The organism is Proteus sp. CA142267, assembly GCF_003336825.1.
GTDB lineage: Bacteria > Pseudomonadota > Gammaproteobacteria > Enterobacterales > Enterobacteriaceae > Proteus > Proteus terrae.
Genome location: NZ_QPMG01000014.1, coordinates 46399 through 71686, shown reverse-complemented (window position 1 = coordinate 71686; position 25288 = coordinate 46399). Strand labels below are relative to the sequence as shown.

General features: G+C 36.6%; 20 protein-coding genes. 13 read left to right on the top strand and 7 right to left on the bottom strand.

Features of this window, described 5'->3' with window-relative positions; genetic code table 11:
- The 5 genes from C0T34_RS17325 to C0T34_RS17300 all read left to right on the top strand — a co-directional run.
- The coding region (locus tag C0T34_RS17325; protein ID WP_204100990.1) for a VENN motif pre-toxin domain-containing protein at positions 1–1452 on the top strand (1452 nt) is incomplete at its 5' end.
- On the top strand, positions 1436–1675 hold the full coding sequence (locus tag C0T34_RS17320) for a hypothetical protein (protein WP_109402977.1): 240 nt from the start codon (positions 1436–1438) through the stop codon (positions 1673–1675). The genes C0T34_RS17325 and C0T34_RS17320, both read left to right, overlap by 17 nt.
- Before the next feature lie 443 nt (positions 1676–2118).
- On the top strand, positions 2119–2370 hold the full coding sequence (locus C0T34_RS17315; protein WP_098943395.1) for a hypothetical protein: 252 nt from the start codon (positions 2119–2121) through the stop codon (positions 2368–2370).
- A gap of 18 nt (positions 2371–2388) precedes the next feature.
- Entirely contained in the window at positions 2389–2739 is a 351-nt protein-coding gene (locus C0T34_RS17310; RefSeq protein ID WP_098943393.1) for a hypothetical protein, read from the top strand.
- A gap of 1150 nt (positions 2740–3889) precedes the next feature.
- Positions 3890–4492, top strand: a complete 603-nt coding sequence (locus tag C0T34_RS17300; RefSeq protein WP_098943391.1) for a hypothetical protein — start codon at positions 3890–3892, stop codon at positions 4490–4492.
- Between the two features lie 386 nt (positions 4493–4878).
- Here C0T34_RS17300 and C0T34_RS17295 read toward each other — a convergent pair whose 3' ends face one another.
- Together C0T34_RS17295 and C0T34_RS17290 are read right to left on the bottom strand one after the other, a co-directional pair.
- A complete protein-coding gene (locus C0T34_RS17295) occupies positions 4879–7812 on the bottom strand; it encodes an autotransporter domain-containing protein (RefSeq protein WP_109850556.1) in 2934 nt (977 codons plus the stop codon).
- 321 nt (positions 7813–8133) lie between these two features.
- Positions 8134–9783, bottom strand: coding sequence for a thiamine pyrophosphate-dependent enzyme (locus C0T34_RS17290; protein ID WP_109850555.1), 1650 nt, complete (start codon positions 9781–9783; stop codon positions 8134–8136).
- A gap of 148 nt (positions 9784–9931) precedes the next feature.
- Here C0T34_RS17290 and C0T34_RS17285 point away from each other — a divergent pair, with 148 nt between their 5' ends.
- Together C0T34_RS17285 and dld are read left to right on the top strand one after the other, a co-directional pair.
- Positions 9932–10819 carry a LysR family transcriptional regulator gene (locus C0T34_RS17285; protein WP_098943385.1) on the top strand — a complete coding sequence of 296 codons (888 nt, stop codon included), beginning with the start codon at positions 9932–9934 and terminating at the stop codon, positions 10817–10819.
- A gap of 231 nt (positions 10820–11050) precedes the next feature.
- Positions 11051–12811 (top strand): D-lactate dehydrogenase, encoded by a 1761-nt coding sequence (dld, locus tag C0T34_RS17280; RefSeq protein WP_098943384.1) that lies wholly within the window; start codon positions 11051–11053, stop codon positions 12809–12811.
- A 67-nt stretch (positions 12812–12878) separates the two neighbouring features.
- Here dld and sbcB read toward each other — a convergent pair whose 3' ends face one another.
- A complete protein-coding gene (gene sbcB, locus C0T34_RS17275; protein ID WP_109850554.1) occupies positions 12879–14309 on the bottom strand; it encodes an exodeoxyribonuclease I in 1431 nt (476 codons plus the stop codon).
- A gap of 266 nt (positions 14310–14575) precedes the next feature.
- Positions 14576–14986 (bottom strand): VOC family protein, encoded by a 411-nt coding sequence (locus C0T34_RS17270; RefSeq protein WP_098943382.1) that lies wholly within the window; start codon positions 14984–14986, stop codon positions 14576–14578.
- Positions 14987–15240: 254 nt separating this feature from the next.
- Here C0T34_RS17270 and C0T34_RS17265 point away from each other — a divergent pair, with 254 nt between their 5' ends.
- On the top strand, positions 15241–16503 hold the full coding sequence (locus tag C0T34_RS17265; protein WP_098943381.1) for an MFS transporter: 1263 nt from the start codon (positions 15241–15243) through the stop codon (positions 16501–16503).
- Between the two features lie 256 nt (positions 16504–16759).
- Positions 16760–17098, top strand: a complete 339-nt coding sequence (gene tmaR, locus C0T34_RS17260) for a PTS system regulator TmaR (protein WP_036937771.1) — start codon at positions 16760–16762, stop codon at positions 17096–17098.
- A 178-nt stretch (positions 17099–17276) separates the two neighbouring features.
- Here tmaR and rne read toward each other — a convergent pair whose 3' ends face one another.
- Positions 17277–20738, bottom strand: a complete 3462-nt coding sequence (gene rne / locus C0T34_RS17255; protein WP_109850553.1) for a ribonuclease E — start codon at positions 20736–20738, stop codon at positions 17277–17279.
- Positions 20739–21269: 531 nt separating this feature from the next.
- On the opposite strand from rne, the gene rluC reads away from it, so the two are divergent.
- Positions 21270–22223: a 23S rRNA pseudouridine(955/2504/2580) synthase RluC gene (gene rluC / locus C0T34_RS17250; protein WP_098943379.1), complete on the top strand. Its 954-nt coding sequence runs from the start codon at positions 21270–21272 to the stop codon at positions 22221–22223.
- Between the two features lie 105 nt (positions 22224–22328).
- On the opposite strand, the gene C0T34_RS17245 is transcribed toward rluC, so the two are convergent.
- Positions 22329–22730 carry a hypothetical protein gene (locus C0T34_RS17245; RefSeq protein WP_098943378.1) on the bottom strand — a complete coding sequence of 134 codons (402 nt, stop codon included), beginning with the start codon at positions 22728–22730 and terminating at the stop codon, positions 22329–22331.
- 45 nt (positions 22731–22775) lie between these two features.
- A complete protein-coding gene (locus tag C0T34_RS17240) occupies positions 22776–23375 on the bottom strand; it encodes a nucleoside triphosphate pyrophosphatase (RefSeq protein ID WP_098943377.1) in 600 nt (199 codons plus the stop codon).
- A 141-nt stretch (positions 23376–23516) separates the two neighbouring features.
- Between C0T34_RS17240 and yceD the strand changes: the two genes are divergently transcribed.
- Genes yceD through plsX form a run of 3 tightly spaced genes read left to right on the top strand, consistent with a single transcriptional unit; the run spans position 23517 to position 25288 of the window.
- Positions 23517–24050, top strand: coding sequence for a 23S rRNA accumulation protein YceD (gene yceD / locus C0T34_RS17235; RefSeq protein WP_036937758.1), 534 nt, complete (start codon positions 23517–23519; stop codon positions 24048–24050).
- 5 nt (positions 24051–24055) lie between these two features.
- Positions 24056–24226: a 50S ribosomal protein L32 gene (gene rpmF, locus C0T34_RS17230; RefSeq protein WP_006537252.1), complete on the top strand. Its 171-nt coding sequence runs from the start codon at positions 24056–24058 to the stop codon at positions 24224–24226.
- Between the two features lie 24 nt (positions 24227–24250).
- Complete coding sequence (gene plsX, locus C0T34_RS17225) at positions 24251–25288, top strand: phosphate acyltransferase PlsX (RefSeq protein WP_098943376.1); 1038 nt, start codon at positions 24251–24253, stop codon at positions 25286–25288.

Here is a 25288-nt window from a genome sequence, read left to right as displayed (position 1 = left end):
GCTAATGAAGTGAAAAACCAAATTCAAGGCAACAGTGTTGAAAGTGATATTCAGCGTACGATAGCGCACGGATTACTCAATGCAGGCCTTGCGTTGGCAAAAGGTGAGAATGCAGTAGTACAAGCCTCTGGCGCAATGACAGGGGAAACAGTGGGTATTTTATCGCACTCACTTTATGGCAAAACCCCCGAAGAGCTGACTGAGACTGAAAAGCAGAATATAAGTGCATGGGCAACGTTAACTTCAGGGATTGTCGGCGGTTTAATCAGCGATAATAGCACCGGAGTTGCCAATGCCGCTCAAGCCGGGAAAGTGGTGGTTGAGAATAACTTTTTGGGAGATATTTCACGCGAGGCATTAGATAAAAGCCGTGAGGCATTACGGAAAAACAAATATACGGAGAGGGATGTTCGTGAGTTACTGGCGTTGGAAGTCCGTGACCAAATCAATGATGAACTGTTAAATCAGTACCGGAAAGATCCGGCGTCTTTGACACCGGAGCAGCAACAGAGATTTCTGCAGGAATTGCAGCAATATGCTTATGAAAAAACTCACTTGCACGATACCAAAACTGTCGAACAGCTGGTCATTATGTTGTTAAAAGAAGGGGATTCATCGCTGCTCTCGAACAAAGGCTTCCCATATGCAGGGCGTACAGAAGCGAAAAATGCTTGGGCAGACAAGGAAAGGCAACGGGCATATGAGCAAAACGGATGGCTGGGTGCTCTGAACTGGACACGTACACAAACCGAAGAAGAAAAACTGTTCAGAAAAGCCGATAACCTAGCCAATACGTATGGCTACCACAGAGATAATGCGGCTATTGGTGATGCTCCTCTTCAGGTATTGCAGGGTGGTTTGACAATCCGAGTTATGGCACCGCTATTGGGAGGGGCAGGTAAAGCCACGGCATATTTATTGGGAGATGGGACAGGCAAAATGATGCTCACAACAGGAACAATAGGAGCCACAGCAAATGCTGGGATTCAATATGGATTTACAGGAGAAATCAATTCCGTGGATGTAGTGTTTGCTTTTGGAACAGGCGCTATGACGGCGTATACGAAGCTTGGGGGAACAGTTGCCTGGAATGCAGGCATGGGGGGAGCCGCAAGTATGTTTAAGGGGGATGATCCTTTTACAATACTTACAAATGCCACTACTGCAGGTATTGGTTCTAGCGTGGGATATGGTTTCGCGGGTAAGCCTATAAGTTATGGATGGAATCAATATAAATTGTGGAAAACAGGAGGTTGGGATCCCAAATATAACCCTAAATTGCAAGGTGGAGCTATAAAAGGATTATATGGACTTTCGAAAGATATGAAACCCCATCCTTTGCCTGGTATTTTGGGAAATATAGGCTCTGCCTTTACAACAGAGACTACAAACTTTCTGATGCAAGAGAAAATTAAGGAAGTTGAGGAAAAAAATAGTGAATCAAAAAACTAATCAATTTGAATACTTTCTTGTTATGACTATTTTGTGTGTGGTAGTCCTGTTTATTATGGGGCTGGTTATATACAGCATAGGTGAGTGTATTATTTGGTTATTGATTGGTGGAGATTTTATTTTTTCAATCGAGTTTTTAAAAAAGATTATTAAAGCAAGTCTATGGGCTGGGCTAGTCGTTGGAATAGGGATGTGGTTTATAGAATATAAGTTACGTAGATGATGTTAAGATCCCATCTCAAAATGGTGGGATCTTTCTTTTGGTTATCACTCCGTCTCAATAACCTTGGCTTGTTAGCCCGTGGTACTCATCAATCCTTTTAGAAACCAACGATAACGTTACTGAGCGTGATATTCAAAATCACCTCTTCCAGCAATAGGGGCAATCACGACAGGAAGTGGAGCATTAATGGAGTATGGATTAGGTAATTTTATAGTAAAACCTGTAATTAATTGAGTTGGTAAGATAATAACAAAAGGCAATAATCCCGGATTTAATGAAGTGTTGAGAAAATATTCAGAGTCAGAGGTTAAGGGAAAATCTTATATTATGCAGGAAGTATCCGAAAGTAAAATTTCTTCTGGAGTTAGTAATATGAGTGGTAGTTTTTCGGCTGAATATGGTGCATCTAAATTACAAGAATTAATAGATAAAAGAGAAGAAAAATGAAAAAAGTGTTACTTTTTATTTTTATGATTATTTTATATTCCATTGTAGGAGGGGGAGGTTTATTTCTGATAGGGATCACTTTTGATTTTTTTCTATTTGTTTTTTCTTATTTTTATTTGGATATTCCAATGTCAATATCATTTGAAGATTATAAAGTAGAGCGATTATTAAGGATGAGCATAGGAGGTGGAATTATTCTTGGTATTAGTGTTTTTATTATTCAATTGTCGGAAATGAAAAAAAGATAATTTAAATAATCTTTACAGTTGCATAAGTGTATATTTAAAAAATATAGTGCAGGTATAATTGATCAAGTAGATACTTTAAAATGGATAGCATGGTTTGATTCGTTAAGTACAGAAGATAGACGGGAACTGGTTAATTTTGTTAAAAATGGAAGGGAATATAAATTATGGAAAACAGAAGGATGGGATCAAAAATATAATCCAGAACTACAAGAGGGAGCAATAAAAGGTTTATTCGGGATTTCAAAAAATATGAAAACTCATCCACTTCCAAGCATTTTGGGCAATATAGGGTCATCAGCAATAACAGAAATGACTAATTCAGAGATCGAAGAAATAATGAAAAATATTAATGAACAAAAAAAGAGATGAAAATAATGAATAATAAAATTAATTCTATTGAATTTTTTTGTTGTGGCAGTTTTATCTTCAGTTGTACTCTTTTTTATAGGAATATTATTCTACTTTTCAATTCATGGAATTTTTTGGTTATTTATTGGTGCTGATTTTTCTTTCTCATTTGATTCATTAAAAAAATCATTAAAGCTGCTATAGTAGGGGAGTGGGTGCTGGTATTGGCAGTTGCTTCATTGAGTATAAATTAAGAAAATAAAACTATTTGAGTGGATATCTCTTCATTCTATGGTTAATAAGGTAAAGAGTATTTAATTAATATTAAACTTTAAACTATTACTTTTAAGAAAAAGATGTTAGATAATAAAAGTATTAAGATAAATTTTTATAAAAAGGATTTTGGTAATGGGATAATAACGAAAGTTTAAAGAATTAAAGATAAATTTTCTAACTATAGGAAGTAGTAAAACAGCTCTAAATTTTTCAGAAAATAATCCTAAATTGACCATAAATATCTATCAAGGAATAACAGGGCAAAGACCATGAACAAGCAAACTCAAATTTGTTACTTTCACTCAGTTTATCCTGAGTTATTTATAAATTATAATAAAATAAAGGGTTATAGTATAGATGAAATAAAAAAATAGAGAAACTTTATGATATTGAAATAAAAGGCCAATTATATGATTTCTTAATATCTTTAGGGAGATGTAGTGGCGGATTGTTTAGTGATAATGCACTAATTTTTTATCGAGAAAATATGGGGGTTAGGTCGCATATATTTTTTCAACATTCGTTCTGTGAAGAGTTATTTAATCTGCAATATTATGATTTTATAAAAGAAAAAACATTTGTATTCTCATTTGAAAATGAAACGCAATATTTTTTTACCTTAACAAAAAATGATAATAATGATTTAGTGTATCATTATGATGAGAACCAAGAAACTATAATATCAACAGGTTTAAATTTTAATGAGCACCTTCGTAATTTAGTCAATACAGATACACGGATGTTTATTGAAGATATAACAGATGATCTTGTTGGTGAATTAATAGTCATCAATTAATGAATTATCTAGTCAAAAGAATGGAAATTTAAACTCAGAAAAGATAATTATTGAAACATGTGATAATTGTAAAGTCACATGGCCAAAGGAAATAAAATAATGAATACATCAAACAGTCATTGGGAACCCGGTTTTGGTACTATTTATACTTGGTTTGCAATGGATAAAAATGGAAAGATAGCTGTAATGGTTAATAATTGCTGGGGTTGGTTACCTAATTCTCTTTTATCAATTAATAACTTTGAAAATTTATTAGATGAACTTAATGAATTTAAGTGGGAAGAATCAGAAAAATACACTACATATCCTGAAAATAAAAATGGAAAAACTATTCTTGATTTATACTCATCTCTTGTATATCGAGATTTCAAACATAGAGAAGATATTGAATATTGGGTAAATAGGCATCTGAGTGGAGAACTTAATGAAATTAATATGCCATCTAGAAAAGGCTTTTTTATATATCACGGTATAGAAGGGAATGTGGAAGGGGAAGATTATCCTGTTGGTTTTACTGGAAAAACTAAAATGGGTGATTATTTTAGGTACTTAGTACCAACGATATACGCTTCAATCCATGACTTTCCTGAAGAATTACGTCATGGAATAGCAGTTTCTGATATCGTTGATTTTTCTATCGAAAGAATATTAAATAACGACAAAATTGATGAGTATTTCCCAAGGATATATTGTAAAAATTAATACCTTGGTTTTCATAAAATATAAATGAAGATATTTTTTCTAGAATATAATCTGTGTCGATAATAAATATTTTGGTATAATACAATGATGATTGGTTTGAATGCAATCTGGAATATCTTTTTGGCAGATATAAAGATCTATAAAAATAATGGCTATTTAAATAGCCATTATGCCAACAAATTTTAATCTTCTACCTAAATTGCTTTATTCGCTCTCCACATAACGAATAAGAGGATAATTTTAAACTCTCATAATATGTAGAGCAACTTATCATTGTGGATGAGCTATAGTCAGAGTTAAGAATTCCTCAATAAGATCCTCATTCCTATCATCTATCCGCGTTGAATACTTCACTTTATTATGAGGAGAGTGTCAAAAAATCTTAATCAGAAAGAGATAGATACTTTCATATCAACGCTATTATTTTGCTGGTTTTTTGCTGTTAATCCACTATATCCAATTGATACTCTTGATATTTCATTGATTTTAATGGTTGTTCCTGCTTTAACTACAAGAGCATCCTGTGCCGTATCAACGCTATTAGCAGTAAATGTTGGTTGGGTATTAGTGAAGCGTAAATTGATACCTCGTTCCACATCGTTGTATTGGTGTAACCAACCTAGTTCACCATACAGAGAAATATTAGATTTACTGTTAAGTTTCCACTGGTTATTTAAACGTAATCCTGTAGTAGATGTGGTTGAATCTAGACTTTGTGAATGGGCTTGCAAGGCTGCACGGCCTCCTTGCTCGTTAATGGTAGCGTTTTTTGTTTTGGCGTATTCTAAATTAACAAAAGGCTCTAATTGTGCATCGGAGAGAGTTATCGGATAAGCTGCTTCGATAAAGATCTGGCTGGTATTTCCATCGTAATGCGCGTTATTTTTATCTGATTGTGAGGCATAGTTGACCGTTTTTGACGTATGGACACGATGAAACGTATTAGATGCGCCTGTACGCAAGGTGAAGGGGGTCAAATCATAACCACCATAAAGTGATAAATGATAATTTTCGCTATTGGCGTGACTGTTATAACCCGAGAGAGAGGTTTTGGTGAACCCCGTTGCGATGCCAAGTAACATTTTATCGTTATTAAAACGTTGGTCTGCTCCTAATAGTATGCCATAGGTTGAAGTATCATAACTATTCGCATTACCATCACTTGAACTATCTTCCCAATTATATAGAACTTTAGCCCAGACATTGCCTTTATTGTCTGTACTTTCTTTTTCACCTTTAAGGTTTTCTGCATTTTTAACCTGAGTGAGGAGTGTTTCTTTTATTTGCCGACTACTGTTGAGTTGATTAGATAAAACATCGGCATGAATTTGACCTGTTAATTCATCATAGGCAGAGCGGACATCATGCTTTATATCCATTCTTACAATGCTTTCATAGACTGGATGCCCTGAAGGTAATACCTCTATTGCATTGGCTATTGATGTTTGATTGTTTGTTTTTGCCAAACTTGAAAATGCAGTATTATTTCTTCCAATATTTAATATTACTGCATTTTGATCATAAGATAGCGTTGTTCCTATAAAAAGGTAGTTTGGGTTTACATCAGTAAATTTACCATTAATACCTTTATTTGCCGTTAAAATGGTATATTTTGTGTTATATAAACTTTGAACATCATTTTTTGTGAGGAGATTTTGGTTATTTTCAAGAGATACATTAACCGTTCCTCCGTTAAGTACTGCGGTACCGAGACTGGTTATTTTGTCGCTATCACCTTGTGTGTTTATTTCAACACGGTAGTGACTACCAGAATTAAAAATTACAGTGTCGTTTATATTTATCGTACCAATTGAATGGCCTGGTGATACCATGCCTCCTGAATTAACCTTCAACTGATTAATTTTTCCTTTACCAGAAAGTATACCCTTGTCATTGATACTAACTTGAGAATTTACACTTCCATCATTTAATAGCAACGTACCTTTGTTAACATCCAGCAAAGAATTTAATTTCCCTTCAAGTAACAATGTTCCCCCATTAATGGCAGAATTTTTTGAATAATTATTTTCACCGGTGAGTAGTAAATTGCCTTGATTAACCTCGACGCCAGCAAAATGGTTATTGCCAGATAAGATCAATGTGCCATCGCCTTGTTTGATTAATTTACCAGGCCCACTAATATCATTTTTCCATTCATCAAGTTTACCAAACTCAGCGAAGTCAAATTCATTAGTTGTTTGATTAACAATAAAATGATTATAGAAATATGAAGGTCCATTATAGGCTTTAGGAAGATTAATTAATCCCCAGCTAGAATCTGGATCATTTTCGTTTGAAGCCCAGCCAGCTAAAGAATTACTTGGGTAGGCTGTACTCGCTAAAATAGATTGCCTCTGCTCTTTGGTTAAATATGCAAAACGTAAACGCAGTAAATTGCTGGCTGATCCGGGAATTTTATTGGGAGAAATTAGGGATGAAGTTTCAGGATCTTTTGTTCCATAATAACCCGCTTCATCGTTAGTAATTTCTTTTGACGGTGATAAGCAATTTTGATTTTTACATTGGTTAGCGACATTTTGGCGGACTTCTTTGGCAAGCTTAACAAAGGTACGGGTTGTGTCATCATTGGCAAGCATCTGTGATAATAGATAATAATTTCCTATTCTCGATGCGATGGTATCTGTTGCAAAATGTGCTCCTACGATGACTCTACTTTCACCATATTCGATTGCTCGGGCAAATATTTCGCTACCTTTTTCAGGGAATAAAATGGATAGCACTGCAGCTTGTTTGTACCCGTTCCACGTATGGCCACTTGGATAAGAAGAGCCTGTTATACTGGTGTAGTTATCAAGATAATTACCTTTTTTATCAATAACCTGATAAGGCCGACCACGTGAAAAAAGTTCTTTTAAGATAAAATCTATCGAGCGTGCTCTTTTTTTGTTTGGATCATAAGCATATGTACCTGTGTTATGTAATATGTTCAGATCTTGGTAAGCTTGAATATCGTTAAAATTGATCGACTTGGCGTTGTTGCCAAATAAAATATTGGCATAGGTATTAAAAACATAAGAATGATCCTGTGACTTATCAGCTTCGGCGAGTTCCCTCCGTTCACCAGTGATAGCTTGATAATTATTGCTTATTATTCTATCTAGTTCGGCTGTTTTTGACTCTTTTTCAGGGGGAGCTGTGATAACACCAGTTTTGATCTCTTCTAGCCAATTATTACGTTGGTCTATAATACGTTGTTTGGTTTGTAAAATATCTGTTTCAGACCATGATGAACTCGAAAAAAGTAAAAAAAAGAAGCTTAACGAGGTGGGTATTACAATGTTTTTCATAAAATAAGCCATACTCTCCAAAAAATTTGGAGTTAATTTATATTATTTATGTTTAGTTTTTATGACAGGAGTTATTATATTAAGAGGTGGATTTAAAGTGGGTTTTAATTTATTCAATAAGAATATCTTGATGGTTTTCTACTAGCAACATATGACTATCTTAATGTGATTAGATTAATTTAGGGATGAAATGTTGGCATGATCTATATATTTAAAATAAAAATTAGACCATGCCAATCATTTAATTTATACCTAACTCAATAAAAGAAGATTAGCTAATCTTTTATCTAGTTCTCTTTTAAAATACTTCATTTATTCATTTATTCATTTATTTTAGAATGAATATAACGAACTTTTAGACTCTTTTAATTTTTGTGCTAACTCAGAAGCTTCATATCGTTCTGTTACTATTTCGATATAAGAGGCATTCTCTGAGGTTCCAGCGACTTCAAGCGCTTTATTTAATTCATCTATTGTTGTGACTTTCTCACAATGCCAATCTCTTGCACCAAAAGCTTTAGGCAATTGATGATAATTCCATTGAGCAAGATCGTTATAATAAGCTTCGGGGTAATCACACAATAATCGTTCAATTAAGTAACCATCGTTATTTAAAACAAGGATGATTGGTTTTAATCCAAAACGAACAAATTGGCTAATCTCTTGTACGGTTAATTGATGCGAACCTTCACCTGTAATTAAAATAACTCGTTTGTTAGGCGCTGCAAGTGCAGCACCAAATGATGCAGGTGTTGCCCAACCAATAGAGCCCCATAATGTTTGGTTATGGAATTGAGCTCCTTCAGGTAATAGGGCAAAACCTAATCCCATTGATGATGTACCCGTTTCAGCAATAATAATATCGTTAGGCTTAAAGAACTTTTCTAAATGAGGATAAAGATATTGAGCAGTAATTTTACCATTATCAGATAACACAGCTTTGCCTAATCCTTTGGCTTTTATCTGATGATAAGTTTTATTCGGTAACCTTTCAGTCAGTGCTGAGAGTACGTCTTCCATATAAATCGATGAGTAGATAACGGAATCAATCTCAACATATTCTGGCATGATGTTGATAAATTGTTTTGGTTGAATATTGGCAGTAAAACTTCCTGTATTAAAATCGGTCATCATTGCACCAATTCCTAATACGTACTCACTATTTTCTACAAATTCTCTGACTTCAGGTGTCATTAATTTGCCATCATACATACCAATATATTGGGGATGAGATTCACTTAAAATACTTTTATCCATAAACATAGTGGCATAAGGTAAGCCAGTCTTATTAATAAAAGACTGAACATTATCTGATAACCCTAAACGTGAGGATAAAATACCTGGTAATACGCAGATATTATTGCTGTGTGTAAGCTTTTCAGTAATGAGTGATACCACTTTTTCTAGTATTTCTTGATCGCTTATTGGCTTTTTCGGTGTGGTAACAGGTGAATGTTCTATCACTTGCATAGTGGCATAATCAGAAGGTAAGCCAATATAAACGGGACGACGCTCTTTTAATGCAGTCGCAATTAAGCGTTCCATTTCTGTAATACAATTTTCAGGTGTTAATATTGTGTGAGCACAAGCAAGACGTTGGCCTAATTGATAAAAAACATCAAAATCACCATTACCTAATGTGTGATGAACCAGACGCTTACTTTTTTGTACACCACTTGCTGGCATACCAACTAAATGAAAGATAGGTAAGTTTTCTGCATAGGAGCCAGCAATAGCATTAATCGCACTTAATTCACCAACACCAAAGGTTGTCGATAATGCAGCCATACCTTTAATACGGGCATAACCATCAGCAGCGTAAGCTGCATTTAATTCGTTGCAGTTACCAATCCAACGCATATGGCTGCTATTACAAATAGTGTCTTCTATAGGAAAGGCATAATCGCCAGCAACACCAAAAACATCACTTATTCCTAAGTCATATAATCGGTTTAACATATATTCAACGACAGTCTTATTCATATTATCTCCAGAAAATCCGAATAATAGTCTGTAAAAACAGAAGAATGCTTTTACATTATGCTTAATGTTTTATCGCGGATATCATTTGATATGAAATGGTTTATTATCATTGAGGGTATAACTAAATGTAATAAGGTGAGCGTTGCTAATGGATATTCGCACATTGCGCTATTTTGTTGAGGTTGTTCAATTAAATGGTTTTAGCCGAGCCGCTGATGCGCTATTTATCACTCAACCTGCGATTAGTCGTAGTATTAAAAAATTAGAAGATGAGTTAGGTGTAACTTTATTAGTGAGAGAAGTTGATGGTGTCAGGCTAACGGATGATGGTGCAATACTGTTTGAACATGCAAAACAGATACTTGCGCAATTTAATAATATGAATAAAGCGTTACAGGATAAGTCTGGGCCATTAACAGGGATATTAAATGTTGGATTACCTCCTGTAATAGCCTCGACTTATTTTGCTGATATTATTATGGCATTTAGTTCTCTTCATCCTCAGGTTGAACTAAAAATATTTGAACTAGGTACTAAGCAAATGGCCGATGCCATGAGAGAAGGAAGAGTTGAAACGGCCGCGGTCGTATTGCCTTTTAATGAAGATACTTTTGAATTAACACCTTTTTCAGAAGAAAGCTTAATGCTATTAATGTCGCCATCTCATCCTTTGGCTATAAAAAAGGAAGTTCATTTTAACGAGTTGATTAATGAGCATTTTATTTTCTTTTCTGAAGATTTTCGTATTAATGATTTAATTTATAGTGCTTGTGGTATTTACAATACAACACCTATTATTACAGGGCGTAGTAATCATCTCGATTTAATTATTGCAATGGTAAAAGCCGGTGTAGGAGTAACGCTTTTACCTAATAGCATGTGTAATAAAAATCCTATTGATGATTTGGTTGTTGTTCCTGTAGTAGAGCCAACATTGTCATATCAAATAGCACTAGCAAATAATAAAAATAGCTATAAAAGCCGCAGTTGCCAAGCATGGGAACGGTTAGCAAGAGAAAAACTAATAATAGAATAAAATATTAAAATAGCGCTTATTTATATTCTATTTAAGAAATAAATATCGAAATTATCTTTAAATAATAAAATGATTAAAAATAAATAAATGTTATTTTTTAAGAAATGCGGATAGATGTATAAAAGCGGTTACATAAATGATAAGTTTATATTTTGCACGTAGTCCTACGAGTAATAATAAAAACGGGCAAATAAAAGATTAATCAGACAAGACAGGAATAGGATAGGGAAAATGAATGAGAATAATAGTTCTGTAAATCAACATTTTATTCGCAAACTTGAAGGTATTGTTGGTAAAAAACAGGTATTAACACAAGCACATAAAACAGAACGTTATCGTAAAGGTTTTCGTTCAGGACAAGGTAAGGCATTAGCCGTTGTCTTTCCCGCTAATTTATTAGAACAATGGCGAGTTTTTAAAACCTGTGTTGAAGCCGATAAAATTATTATTATGCAAGCGGCGAATACTGGATTAACAGAAGGCTCGACACCTAATGGCGATGATTATGATAGAGATATCGTGATTATTAGTACATTACGTCAAGATAAAATACAGGTTCTCTCAGAGCATAATCAAGTTATCGCTTTTCCTGGCAGTACGTTATGGCATTTAGAAAAAGTATTAAAGCCATTAGGGCGTGAGCCTCATTCTGTTATTGGATCATCTTGTATTGGTGCGTCGGTAATAGGGGGAATTTGTAATAACTCGGGTGGTGCTTTAGTTCGCCGTGGACCTGCATATACCGAATTGTCACTTTATGCTCGAGTTAATGAAAAAGGGGAAGCTGAATTAGTTAACCATTTAGGTATTGATTTAGGTGAAACGCCAGAAGAAATATTAACTAATTTAGATAATCGTCATTATCATGAGAAACAGATAAAAACGACAGAAAAATTAGCTTCTGACCATGAATATCATGAGCGTATACGCGATGTTGATGCTAATACACCATCTCGTTTTAATAATGATGAACGCCGTTTATATGAAGCCGCCGGGAGCGCAGGAAAATTATCTGTATTTGCCGTGAGATTAGATACTTTCCCAGCAGATCATCGCACTCAGGTTTTTTATATTGGTACTAATAATCCGGACGAGCTTGAAGATATTCGTCGTCATATTTTAAGTCATTTTAAAAAGCTACCTGTTGCTGGGGAATATATGCACAGAAGCTATTATAAAATGGCTGAAGTGTATGGAAAAGATACGTTTTTGGTGATTGATAAATTAGGCACAGATAAAATGCCAATATTATTTGCCGTAAAAGGGCGAGTAGATGCGGTATTAAATAAAGTGCCTTTCTTACCTAAAAACATGGTAGATAGAACCATGCAATTTATGAGCAAACTATGGCCTGCTCATTTACCAGAGCGTATGACAGATTTTCGTGACAAATATGAACATCATCTTATGTTAAGAATGGCTGATGATGGAATTGAAGAAGCTGCGACTTATTTAAAAGAATACTTTAAATCAGCATCAGGCGATTATTTTGAATGTACTGAAGAAGAGGGAAATAAAGCCTTCTTGCATCGTTTTGCCGCCGCAGGTGCTGCTGTCCGTTATCATGCCGTTCATGTTAATGACGTAGAAGATGTGTTGCCATTAGATATTGCATTGCGTCGTAATGACAAAGATTGGTTTGAAAAATTACCATCCGAAATAGAGAGTAAATTACTTTATAAACTCTATTGTGGGCATTTTATGTGTCATGTTATGCACCAAGATTACATTATTAAAAAAGGTGTTGATGCTAAGGCATTAAAAGCAGAAATGCTGGCGCTATTAGATCAACGTGGAGCAGAATATCCTGCAGAGCATAATGTGGGTCATATGTATTATGCTAAGCCTCAATTAAAAGCATTCTATAAACATAACGACCCAACCAATAGCATGAACCCGGGTATTGGTAAAACCTCAAAATTAAAATATTGGGGAGATGAGTGTGGTTGTGGACGCGCTCATAATGAGGCTAATACAGAGAATAAAGAATAATAGTTTTATATTGAGCTTATTTAAGCAATAAGAAAGGCAGGATAAAACCTGCCTTTTATTTTATCAATTAACTCGCAATCTCTTGAGCATATAAATAAAGCTCTTGTAGCTGTTTTAATTTTTCCTCGTTATCAGCGTGTTCTTCAGCTAATAACTGAATAGTATTAATATATTCGGTTAGTTTTTCTGGCGTTAACATCTCTTTTCTATGCGCCAACCAACGTTGTTGTTCATCATAATCAAGTGTTGAAGGATAATTTCTTGCACGATAACGGAAAAATAGAGGTTCCATTCTCGCATCTTCAAACGTTAAATCTAAAGCTGGTAAATTCTGTGGTTGTGTTGAGCGAATAATCTCCATCGCATTACGATCATTTTCACTGAAAAAACCATTATAAATCTGTGAATCAACATTATCGGATACAGCAAAAGGCGTTTGTTGTGCAAATATTTCCACGACTTTATTGCGTATATCAGGGTGAGAAAACAAGATCGCTTGATTTTTTAAACAAGTATCAACATCTAAACCAATTCTATCTGCATCTTGTTGTCTTAATGTATTTTGCGGTGCAACAATTGGGCATTTATTAATATGCAATAATTTAATTGGAACAGGTGGCTCATCAGCTGATAATTCACTACGTGGTGTATATAAACGCTCACGTAATTGGTCTGAGTTGAGGGTTAATAGAGGAGATATATCTGTGGCTAAGTCACAAACAATAACTGCATTACGATTATCAGGATGCCACGCTAATGGGGCAACAAGACTTAAATTAGAACGCGCGGCACCAAACATACCTGAAACATGCACAATCGGTGTCATTGCTGGAATATCAATTAGCGCTTGCACTTTGCGTTTATCACGTAAATTAAAGAAATAATCAAACATTCGTGGTTGAGCTTGTTTTAATTTTTTTGCCATCGCAATGGTGGCATAAACATCAGACATTGCATCATGGGCATTTTCATGAGAAATGCCATTGGCTTTAGTTAATAACTCTAAACGAAAGCTTGGAAAACCGTCCTCATTTTCAGGCCAAATAATACCTTCAGGGCGCAGTGCATAACAGGCACGTAAAACATCAAGTAAATCCCAACGCGAGTTTCCTTTTTGCCAGCTATAAGCATAAGGATCATAAAAATTACGATAAAGGATATTACGAGTGACTTCATCATCAAAACGAAGGTTGTTATAACCCATAATACAACTATTAGGTTGGCTAAAAGCTTGATGGATCTGGCGAGTAAACTCTGCTTCAACCATCCCATTTTTTGCCGCAATTTGTGGTGTTATTCCCGTGATCATCACGGCTTCTGGATGAGGTAGATAATCATCATTAGGTTTGCAATAAATAACGAGAGGATCTTCAATAATATTGAAATCCATATCAGTTCTTATACCTGCAAATTGAGCTGGGCGGTCTAGGGCAGGATTAGTGCCGAAGGTTTCGTAGTCGTGGATGTAAAATGTGGGCGTTTTTGCTGAATTAGACAAGGTTTCCTACCGTAAATTTATTGATGATTTTTAAAATCATTACTCAATGAGCTGTATTGGGCTTAATTAAGACCATGGTAAACCATAATGCGGTAAACGTGAAATGTCAGATCAAAGCGTACTTATGTAGTGTTTAATATAGGGTGTCACAGTAAGTATAAGTAGGAGCGTACCACCACTAATATTGATCTTTTTGATGACAATAACATAAAACTACAACAAGCATATCTATCGTATTATTTTAGCCATTCATCCTTATCATCTTTTTATTTGTCGAAAAATTGCATACCAGAGTAGGGATGTTGACGACAAGCTTCTAAGCGACTTTTTAAATCACCCACATGGACTTCAAGTTTATGATGGTCAGGATCGTAAAAATAGAAAGAATCACCTTCGCTTTTATTTTCTTTCCATGCAGTAATGTCATGGGATAAAAGATGCTGTTTAAAGGTTTCAAAATTATTTGCAGATAAACTGAAAGCATAATGGGTGTAATCACTGTCTTCAGTAATATGGCGTTTATCGTGAGATAAACATAGCCATAAGGAACCCAGTTGTAGGTAAGCGCCGTTATTCCATAAAGCAAGAGGTTTAAAGCCTAATATTTCAGTATAAAAGGCAAAGCTTTTATTCACATTATTGACAGCGAGGGTTAGGTGGTTTAAATCAGTTAGCATGGCTTTAAGATAGTTATTAAAGATACAGCTATTTTAGCAAAGAAAACCAAAGAAAATGGATTATATGATACCTATTTGTGCGTTTTACTGTGAGTAACGGTAATAAAAGATAAAAGTGGATCTAGAACACATAGTTTAAATTGTTAACGTTAACTTGTGTGCTTTATATCACATTAAAGCGATAAAATTGTTTGTTAACTTAAAAGTTAACGTTAACATTTAGGGGTGGAATGACTTTATAAGGCACTAAAACAATGAATAAAGACTCAAAAAAATACTATGCGATCTTAAGTGCACTGTTATTTTTCTTCTTTTTTACCTGGTCATCATCATTTTCATTAGTTTCTATTTGGTTAAATCAGTATGTAGGGTTAAAAGCGACTGATACTGGATTAATATTTTCTGCAATTTCTCTGATTGCGCTATGTGCTCAACCTTTATATGGCTTTATTCAAGATAAATTAGGACTAAGAAAGAATTTGTTATTAGTGATTGCAGTATTGCTTATTCTTTCTGGGCCTTTTTTTCTAGGTTTCGCATCAATACTACGTTGGAATATATTTGTTGGCTCCATTTTAGGGGGCTTATATGTTGGAATGACATTTAATGCGGGTATTGGCGTATTAGAGTCATATACAGAGCGTGTTAGTCGTATTCGTGGTTTTGAATATGGTAGGGCGAGAATGTGGGGATCGTTAGGTTGGGCATCAGCAACTTTTATTGCCGGACACAATATAAATATCGATCCTAATTACAATTTTGTGATGGCTTCTATTTCTGGCATTGTGTTCTTAATTCTTTTAGCACTATTAAAAACCGATAAATCAGATGCATTTAATCAATTAGAGCATGGGAAAACATCAGCGATTACCCTCAAAGATGCACTGAATTTACTTTCATTGCCGCGTTTTTGGGCACTTATTTTGTTTGTTATTGGCACCTGTGTTTATGGGGTTTATGACCAACAATTTCCCGTCTTTTTCTCATCACAATTTGCGACCTTACAACAGGGAAATGAGATGTACGGATATCTGAATTCATTGCAGGTATTCTTAGAAGCTGGTGGTATGTTTATCGCACCTTTCCTTGTAAATAGAATTGGTGCTAAAAATGGCTTATTACTAGCAAGTAGTGTTATGGCTGCGCGTATTATTGGTTCTGGATTAGTTGAAGGGCCTGTTTTGATCTCTTGTATGAAGTTATTACATGCGGTTGAATTACCGATTTTATTAATTTCAATTTTTAAATATAACAGCCAACATTTTGATAAACGTTTGTCTTCAACACTTTATTTAGTCGGTTTTCAATGTGTGAGCTCTATTGTCGCAACATTATTATCTCCATTAGCGGGTTATGGCTATGATCATTATGGTTTTGCACCAACTTATATGGTGATGGGATGTATAGTGATAGGAACAACACTTTTCTCTGCTATGTTTTTACGTTCAGATGCGAAAGCATTATTGCCACTCGATGGCTTACAACATGAAGATAAAAATAAAGCACAACCTATTTAATCGCTCATAAGTTTATCCTTTGTAGTGTCGATTTGGGCTACCAGTGAAAATGTGTAGCCATTTTTTTATTATTAATTAAGTGAACATTTACGGGTTAAAGAATGTTGACTATATTTATTAATGCATATAATCCTAATTAATTGTTAATTAAGCAAAATCAATTAAATTTGTAAACTTTGCTTGTTTATTGACACGATTAAGCGATAATCTTAAACAGAACTATTTATCTTAAATATCAATTGTAAAGGTGTAGGAAATGGATAACGCAAACAAGCCGTCTTTCCAAAACGTACTGGAGTTTGTGCGTATGTATCGTCGTAAGAACAAAATCCGTCGTGAGATCACTGACAATGAGAAAAAGATCCGCGATAACCAAAAACGTGTTCTTTTGTTAGACAACTTAAGTGAATATATTAAACCAGGTATGTCGATTGAAGATGTACTGGGTATTATTGCTAATATGCGTAGTGACTATGACGATCGTGTTGACGATTACATTATTAAAAATGCCGATCTGTCTAAAGAGCGTCGCGAATTATCTAAGCAGTTAAAAGCGATGGGTGAAATTAAAAATCTGCCTGATCTAAAAGACTGATTGCTTTGCTAAGAAATTAACTGCCTCTGAATTAAATATTCAGGGGCTTTTTTTTATCTTATTTTTGGCTTTATAAATCCTCAGTTAATTTGTTAACAGTTACCAAAAAAAGAACCCACTAAAAAGTGGGTTCTCAATTTAGAAGTATTATCAAGATATTCTTAATAACACCTTATTATTAGTTTTTGCTTTCAGCTTTCGTCATTTCTGAAGACGCGTGGCTAGTAGAACAATGTCCACCTGCACCTGTGCGGCCTTTTTTATCAAAAGCAGGGCGTGCTTCCCACGCTTTGATTTCAATTGCCACAGGCGCTTCATTAGCGGCTGGGGCTTTTGTCATTGGTGAGCTTGCATGTAGTTGGCGTGTAGCCACAATAGGCTCTTGACGAATAACGACTTCAGCTGGTTTGCTCTCTGTTACTGCTTCAACTTCCACAACCGGTGTTGCGCTTTCTGCTGGTTGGTCTTCAACGATAGTTTCAACAACGGTTTCAACAATAGTTTCAACGACAGGGGATGCAACAGTTTCAATAGCAATTTCTTTGTGCTGTTCAACAGGTTCTTCAGTTGCTATTACTGCTTCAACAGGTTGAGGTCCAGGTGTTGATGCTTCACTTTCTACTGGTGCAACCGTATCTTGTGCAACTTCTTCTGGCGCGATATTTGTTTCAATTTGTTGTGAAATTTCATGCATGTAAGCTTCAGTGGTATTCAATACTGCTGAAATATTCTCTTTACGAGTAACATGCTCTTCTGTATTCACTTCATTGATTGCATCAGTGATCACGTTAGTTTCAACAGGCTCAGCTTGTGGCTCTACTGCAACAATTTCAGCAATAGCTTCAGTGGTTGATTCTGTGCTAACTGTGACAGAGTAAGTTGATTCAGTGGTTTCTGTCTGTGCAATATCAGCAACAATGGCTTCTGAAACCGCCGGTGCGATAGCTACCATTTGTGGATCTTTATGAGTAATAATGTGGTTTCCAACAGAAACGTCATTGTTGTTTTCAACATCATTCTCAATAAATGGTGCATCACTTACAGGAGTGACTGGATAGCGAATGAAGACTTTACCTGAAGCCAGTTCAGGAGAAGCAACAGCCATTGCCAGAGGCATTGGTGATACTGTTAAGGTGCGCTCATCACGATAGCGACGACGACGTTGACCACTTACACGTAAATGACGAGGTGAACGGCGAGAACGACGTGGCATAACATTATCTTGCCCGTTATTATCTTCGTTTTTATTGTCATCTTGTGATTTAGTTGCATCAGGTAGTGCTTTTACAACTTGTGCTTCATTTGCTTCAACTTTCACAACAGCGACTGCTTTAGGTGCTGGTTTTTCAGTTGGGGCAACTTTAGTTTGTGTTGTTGCAACTGGTGGTTCAGAAACCGCTTTTTCGGTCGCAACAGGTACAGCGGCTAATGTATTATCATTGTCAGTCACACGTACAGATTGTGTTAATTGACGACGATTACGGCGTTGCATAGCAGGGCGACGAGGTTCTTCTTTCTTCTCATCAGCACTATTCTTTGCAACTGTATCATTTTCAGAAAGAGCCGCTTGAGCTTTAGCTGCTTCTTGTTGCTGTTGACGTTTCTCTTCTTGACGACGACGCTGTTCAGCACGTTGTTCACGACGCTGCTGGCGACGAGCTTCGCGTTCTGCAATCTCTTGTTCACTACTAACTTCAGTTGTTGGAGTCGTTTGTGGTTTTTGATTGCGATTCTTGCGATTGTCTTCGCTATTTGCGTTATCACGATTACGATCGTTATCACGGTCACGGCGATTATTATTGTTACGTCGATTATTGTTATTACGACGATCACGACGATTGTCGTTGTTCTCTTTCTTGTTTTCCTGTGGTTTTTCTTGTGTTACCGCAGGCTCTGGTTCACTAGCAAATAAGTTAGAGAAGAATTTTGCAATAGAAGCAAAGAAACCAGTACCTTGAGCTTCTTCTGTTTTAGCAGGTTTAGCTTGAGGTTGAGGTACCTTTTTATTTTTTACTGTTTCAGCAACAGGTTCTTCTTGTAACCCAAAGGCTGAAATAGCAGGTTGTTCAGGTGCTTTACGCTCTGTAACAACATCGTCTTCAGCTTCATTTAACTGACTTTCATGGAATTGCGCTAAGTTGTAGCTAAGGGAAGTAATTTCTTCGCCTTTACGTACACGAATAACAGAGAAATGAGGGGTTTGCATTTGGTCATTAGGAACAATAACCACTTTGACATTAGATTGACGTAACTCGATGTCGGTAACTGCTTTACGTTTTTCGTTCAGCAAATAAGAGGCGATTTGAACAGGTACAATCGCATGCACTTCATGGGTATTTTCTTTAAGTGCTTCTTCTTCAATAAGACGTAACACAGAAAGTGACAGTGATTCATTATCACGAATAGTACCAGTGCCTAAGCAACGTGGGCAAACGTGATGGCTAGATTCACCTAATGAAGGGCTTAAACGTTGGCGAGACATCTCTAATAAACCAAAGCGAGAAATGCGTCCAATTTGAATGCGAGCACGATCTTGACGAACAGCTTCACGCATTCTGTTTTCAACTTCACGCTGATGGCGCACAGGCGTCATATCAATAAAGTCGATAACAATTAAACCACCCAAGTCGCGTAAACGTAATTGGCGTGCAATTTCGTCAGCTGCTTCTAAGTTAGTATTAAATGCAGTTTCTTCGATATCACCACCACGGGTTGAGCGTGAGGAGTTGATATCAATCGCTGTTAATGCTTCAGTTGTATCAATAACTAAAGCGCCACCAGAAGGAAGGCGAACTTCACGCTGAAACGCAGATTCAATCTGTGATTCAATCTGGTAATGGCTAAATAGAGGAACGGCGCCAGTGTAATGGCGAATTTTGCTAGCAAAATCACCTCGGCCAATCGCTTCAATATGACTACGCGCCATTTCAACGACTTTTGCGTTATCAATTAAGATTTCGCCAATATCAGGACGTAAGTAGTCGCGGAATGCACGAACGATTACGTTACTTTCCTGATGGATTAAGAATGGTGCAGGGCGATTCTCAGCCGCTTTCTTAATAGCATCCCAGTGTCTTAGACGATAGCTTAAGTCTTGTTGCAGTGCTTCCGCCGATTTGCCAACACCAGCTGTACGTACAATCAGACCCATACCGTCTGGGATTTCAAGGCTTGATAAAGCTTCTTTAAGTTCAGTACGATCTTCACCTTCAATACGGCGAGAAATACCACCTGCACGAGGATTATTTGGCATTAATACCAAATAGCTTCCTGCAAGGCTGATAAAAGTGGTTAACGCTGCACCTTTATTACCACGCTCTTCTTTATCAACTTGAACAATAACTTCCTGGCCTTCTTTTAAGACATCTTTGATGTTAGGACGACCATGGGAGTGATAATTACTAGGAAAGTATTCGCGGGCTATTTCTTTGATAGGAAGGAAACCGTGGCGTTCCGCACCATAATCAACAAAAGCGGCTTCTAAGCTGGGTTCAATTCGAGTGATTTTACCTTTATAGATATTCGCTTTTTTCTGTTCATGACCGGGGCTTTCGATATCCAGATCGTACAAACGTTGCCCATCGACAAGGGCAACACGCAACTCTTCCTGCTGAGTTGCGTTAATTAACATTCTTTTCATATTGTGACTTACTCGTTATTTTCACGTTTTATAATGTGCCACTAACATACGTAATTACACTATTGATAACCGATGACCTCGTGTCTTTTACAAATGCGTCAACCTCACGGTTGTCGATTGTATAGAGGTGCAATATGTCGGTGAGTCTGATTTTTAGTTCAAAAATTCAGCACTCTTTAATTGAACACAATGTTTCAACTCAATAAGCGATGTATTTATGGCATACTAAATTGTTTGATTTTCGACTATGTCTTACGCCATTGCTGCATTTTGAAAATCAAACAAACAAAATTTTCATAAATATACCTGATAAACATAATCAGGAGAGTCTGCATTATTCCATTGGTGTTAGGGTTATAGCAAGATGACTTTTCTGCTTTGGTGACTTTTTCTGTATAAATATGAGAGATTAGCTAATGTTTCGTCTTTTTCCCATTATTCAGGTTAAAATAGACGGCAGAATTGATGTTATTTTGTGCACCATAAAGTTGTTTGTAATTTTTATTTTAAGAGAGCCAAAGAATCGCCACTATGAAATCATTTAATCAAGTTCAGTTCGTCACCATTGATGGCGATGAAGCAGGCCAGCGTATCGATAATTTTTTACTGGCACGCTTGAAAGGTGTACCCAAAAGTATGATTTACCGAATTATCCGAAAAGGAGAAGTTCGAGTTAACAAAGGGCGAATTAAACCTGAATACAAAATTAATGCGGGTGACAGCATTCGTATTCCTCCTGTACGAGTATCAGAAAAAGAAGAGATCGCTGTATCACCAAAACTTGATAAAGTTTCGGCATTGGCAGATTGTATTTTATATGAAGATGACCACTTAATGCTCATCAATAAACCCTCAGGAACCGCAGTGCATGGAGGTAGTGGGTTAAGTTTTGGTGTGATTGAGGGCTTACGCGCATTGCGCCCAGAAGCTCGTTTTTTAGAGCTTGTACATCGTCTTGATAGAGATACATCGGGTGTTTTATTAATTGCAAAGAAACGTTCAGCATTGCGTGCGTTGCATGAGCAATTACGCTTAAAACAGATGCAAAAAGATTATTTAGCCTTAGTTCGTGGGCAGTGGCAATCTCATACTAAAGTTGTTCAAGCACCGTTATTGAAAAATATTCTTCAAAGTGGTGAACGAGTGGTTAAAGTGAGTAATGAAGGAAAACCTTCAGAGACTCGTTTTAAGGTTGAAGAGCGTTTTGAATTTGCCACACTTGTGAAAGCAAGCCCTGTGACAGGAAGAACACACCAAATTCGTGTGCATACATTACATGCAGGTCATCCTATTGCATTTGATGATCGCTATGGTGATCGTGATTTTGATTCACAATTGGTAGGAACAAAACTTAAGCGCCTATTCTTGCATGCAAGTTCTTTGACATTTACTCATCCTTCAACGGGTGAACAAATGCGAATTGAAGCGCCAATGGATAATCAGTTACGCCATTGTTTACAAGTATTACGTAGTCAAAAATCTTAAGCCTGAAATTTTTTGTTTCAACAGAAAATCCGAATACTCAATACGCCCAGTTAGCTGGGCGTATTGTTTTTCTTAATTCACTAAGAACGTGAATAGAAAATAGAATTAACCTTCGACTTTTGTCATGCATTGCTCAACAATTTTATCAATATCCCACTCTTTAGGCAGTGATTTTGAGCCGTTTTTGCGCATTTCCATATCTACACGGATAAATTCTGTTATTCCGTAATTTTTAATAATATTGTCGTAAGTGCATTCACACACTTCGGCAATTTGAGGAATTAGCGCATCATCAGTAATACCCGAACCTAATATGCAACTACTGACAAAGTTCTTTTTAAATAAGGATGTGTTGTCCTCTTTTTTGTCTGAAATCACGCTGTCTTGAATAGTATTTGCGGTGGTAGTTGTTTTCGTTGTTGAAATTTCAGTATCTTTTTCATCAGAACAACCCACTAATGCTGTTGCCATCACTAAAGCTGTTAAGACTGATGCTAATTTATTCATAATACGCTTTATCGCTACATAAGATTAAAAATAAGATGATCAGATTTATTTTTGATCATCAGAGAAAAATAATGGGTTTATTCTTTGCGAGAGTAACATTTTATTCAATCGGATAAGTGGTAAACCAATTAAAGAATTCGGATCATCGCCAACAAGTTTATCAAATAGAGTAATGCCTAACCCTTCAGATTTAAAACTTCCTGCACAATTGAAAGGCATTTCTTTATTTAAATAACTGATAATTTCTTCATCAGTTAAATGGCGAAAGTAAACTTGAAATAATTCACAATGCGTTTGATGTTCTAAAGTTAGGCAATTATACACAGTTAATCCGGTGTAGAACGAAATACATTGCCCTGAAGCTTGTTTTAATTGTGCAAAGGCATTATCAAAATTATGGGGTTTCCCCGTGATCTTTTTATTCAGCACACAAACTTGATCAGAACCAATTATAAGGTGATGTGGAAATTTTGCTTGTAAAGCGCTGGCTTTTTCATAGGATAAGCGGCTGACAAGATCTTGAGCGCACTCTGTGGGCATCGGGGTTTCGTCAATCTCTGGAGATGCTTGTAAAAAGGGCATCCCAAGCTTTTTCAGCAACTGAGCTCGAAAGGGTGAAGTAGACGCAAGAACGAGTGGCAACATATTTTTTTTAAAATCCGTAGCAAAATGATGCCTGACATTCTAAACTATGCGCCGCTGATAAAGCGAATTTTGGTGGAAAGGTGTAGATAACCCGCCTTTTTCTTTGACTATATTCCATTACAAAGATAATATGCGCGCCTTATGCAAAAGGTAAAATTACCCCTGACCATTGATGCGCTGCGAGCAGCTCAAAAGAATTTAGACTATGACGGTCATTATTCTCCAGAGCAAGTAAGCCGCTTAGCTGAATCGGTGGTCAGTGTGGACAGTAATATTGATGTGGCTTTATCATTTGATATTGACCATCAACGTCTTGCCGTGATTAAAGGACATTCCGATGTGGATGTAACTTTAGAATGTCAGCGTTGTGGTGGCCATTTTCCGTATCATGTTCACGCAACATATTGTTTTAGCCCTGTTGTCAGTGATGAACGGGCCGAGGCATTACCGGAAGAATATGAACCAGTCGATGTAAACGAATTTGGTGAAATAGATTTGCTGGCGATGATTGAAGATGAAATAATCCTCAACTTGCCGGTAGTTCCGGTACATGATTTTGAACACTGTGAAGTGTCCGACGCGGATATGGTGTTTGGTGAACTCCCTGAAGAATTATCAGAGAAACCAAATCCATTTGCCGTATTAGCCAGTTTAAAGAAAAGTACTAAGGAGTAAGGTCAATGGCCGTACAACAAAACAAACCAACTCGTTCTAAACGTGGTATGCGTCGCTCTCATGACGCGCTGACAGTAACTCAGGTTTCTGTTGACAAAACTTCTGGTGAAACTCACCTGCGTCACCATGTAACTGCTGACGGTTACTACCGTGGCCGCAAGGTTATCAACAAGTAATTAGCTTTATAGCTCGTTGATACCTTGACAAATCTAACCATAGCGTTAGATGCGATGGGCGGGGACTTCGGTCCTCGCATCACAGTGCCTGCTTGTTTGCGGGCGCTGGCATCTAATCCTCACTTAAAAATATTGCTGGTAGGTCAACCAGACTCTATCTCTTCTCTGCTTGCAAATCAAAATGCTGAGCTAATCTCCCGTTTACAAGTTATACCCGCAGAACATATTGTTGCCAATGATGCTAAACCTTCACAGGCTATTAGAGCAAGTAAAGGCACATCAATGCGAGTGGCACTTGATCTCGTGAAAACAGGGGAAGCACAGGCTTGTGTAAGTGCAGGGAATACTGGCGTATTGATGGGATTAGCAAAACTTCGACTTAATGCTATTGATGGAATTGAACGTCCTGCACTGGTTTCGGTATTACCTAACCAGAAAAAAGGCAAGACGGTTGTTCTGGATTTAGGCGCTAACGTTAATTGTGATAGCAAAATGCTGGTACAGTTTGCGGTAATGGGCGCAGTTATGGCCGAAGAGATAGCAGAGATTGATTCACCGAAAGTGGCGCTTTTAAATATTGGTGAAGAAGAGAGTAAAGGATTAGATAATATCCGCGAAGCTGCTACGGTATTAAAATCGACACCGAATATTAATTATATTGGTTATGTTGAAGGTAATGAATTACTGACAGGCAAAACTGATGTTTTGGTGTGTGACGGCTTCGCAGGTAATGTCTCCCTTAAAACGATGGAAGGGGTTATCAGAGTTTTCCTTTCATTGATTAAATCTTCTACTACCGAAAATAAAAAAACGTCGTGGTGGATAAAAATATTGAAGAAGTGGTTACAAAAGCGGCTAATTAAGCGTTTTGGACATATGAACCCCGACCAGTATAACGGTGCTTCTCTGTTAGGATTACGCGGTATCGTCATTAAAAGCCATGGTGGCGCAAATGAAAGCGCGTTTACAGCAGCAATAGAACAGGCTGTTCATGCCGTTGAGCGAAAAATTCCAGAGCGAATTGCTTCACGACTGACAACAGTATTACCCAAGAGCGATTGA

Bases quoted from the DNA above. Each gene is read 5' to 3' on its own strand.
- tmaR (WP_036937771.1), top strand. From the start codon at position 16,760: ATGGATAACGCAAACAAGCCGTCTTTCCAAAACGTACTGGAGTTTGTG.
- yceD (WP_036937758.1), top strand. From the start codon at position 23,517: ATGCAAAAGGTAAAATTACCCCTGACCATTGATGCGCTGCGAGCAGCT.
- rne (WP_109850553.1), bottom strand. From the start codon at position 20,738: ATGAAAAGAATGTTAATTAACGCAACTCAGCAGGAAGAGTTGCGTGTT.
- C0T34_RS17240 (WP_098943377.1), bottom strand. From the start codon at position 23,375: ATGTTGCCACTCGTTCTTGCGTCTACTTCACCCTTTCGAGCTCAGTTG.
- C0T34_RS17270 (WP_098943382.1), bottom strand. From the start codon at position 14,986: ATGCTAACTGATTTAAACCACCTAACCCTCGCTGTCAATAATGTGAAT.
- C0T34_RS17315 (WP_098943395.1), top strand. From the start codon at position 2,119: ATGAAAAAAGTGTTACTTTTTATTTTTATGATTATTTTATATTCCATT.
- dld (WP_098943384.1), top strand. From the start codon at position 11,051: ATGAATGAGAATAATAGTTCTGTAAATCAACATTTTATTCGCAAACTT.
- rluC (WP_098943379.1), top strand. From the start codon at position 21,270: ATGAAATCATTTAATCAAGTTCAGTTCGTCACCATTGATGGCGATGAA.
- C0T34_RS17245 (WP_098943378.1), bottom strand. From the start codon at position 22,730: ATGAATAAATTAGCATCAGTCTTAACAGCTTTAGTGATGGCAACAGCA.
- C0T34_RS17290 (WP_109850555.1), bottom strand. From the start codon at position 9,783: ATGAATAAGACTGTCGTTGAATATATGTTAAACCGATTATATGACTTA.
- rpmF (WP_006537252.1), top strand. From the start codon at position 24,056: ATGGCCGTACAACAAAACAAACCAACTCGTTCTAAACGTGGTATGCGT.
- C0T34_RS17285 (WP_098943385.1), top strand. From the start codon at position 9,932: ATGGATATTCGCACATTGCGCTATTTTGTTGAGGTTGTTCAATTAAAT.
- C0T34_RS17295 (WP_109850556.1), bottom strand. From the start codon at position 7,812: ATGGCTTATTTTATGAAAAACATTGTAATACCCACCTCGTTAAGCTTC.
- C0T34_RS17300 (WP_098943391.1), top strand. From the start codon at position 3,890: ATGAATACATCAAACAGTCATTGGGAACCCGGTTTTGGTACTATTTAT.
- C0T34_RS17265 (WP_098943381.1), top strand. From the start codon at position 15,241: ATGAATAAAGACTCAAAAAAATACTATGCGATCTTAAGTGCACTGTTA.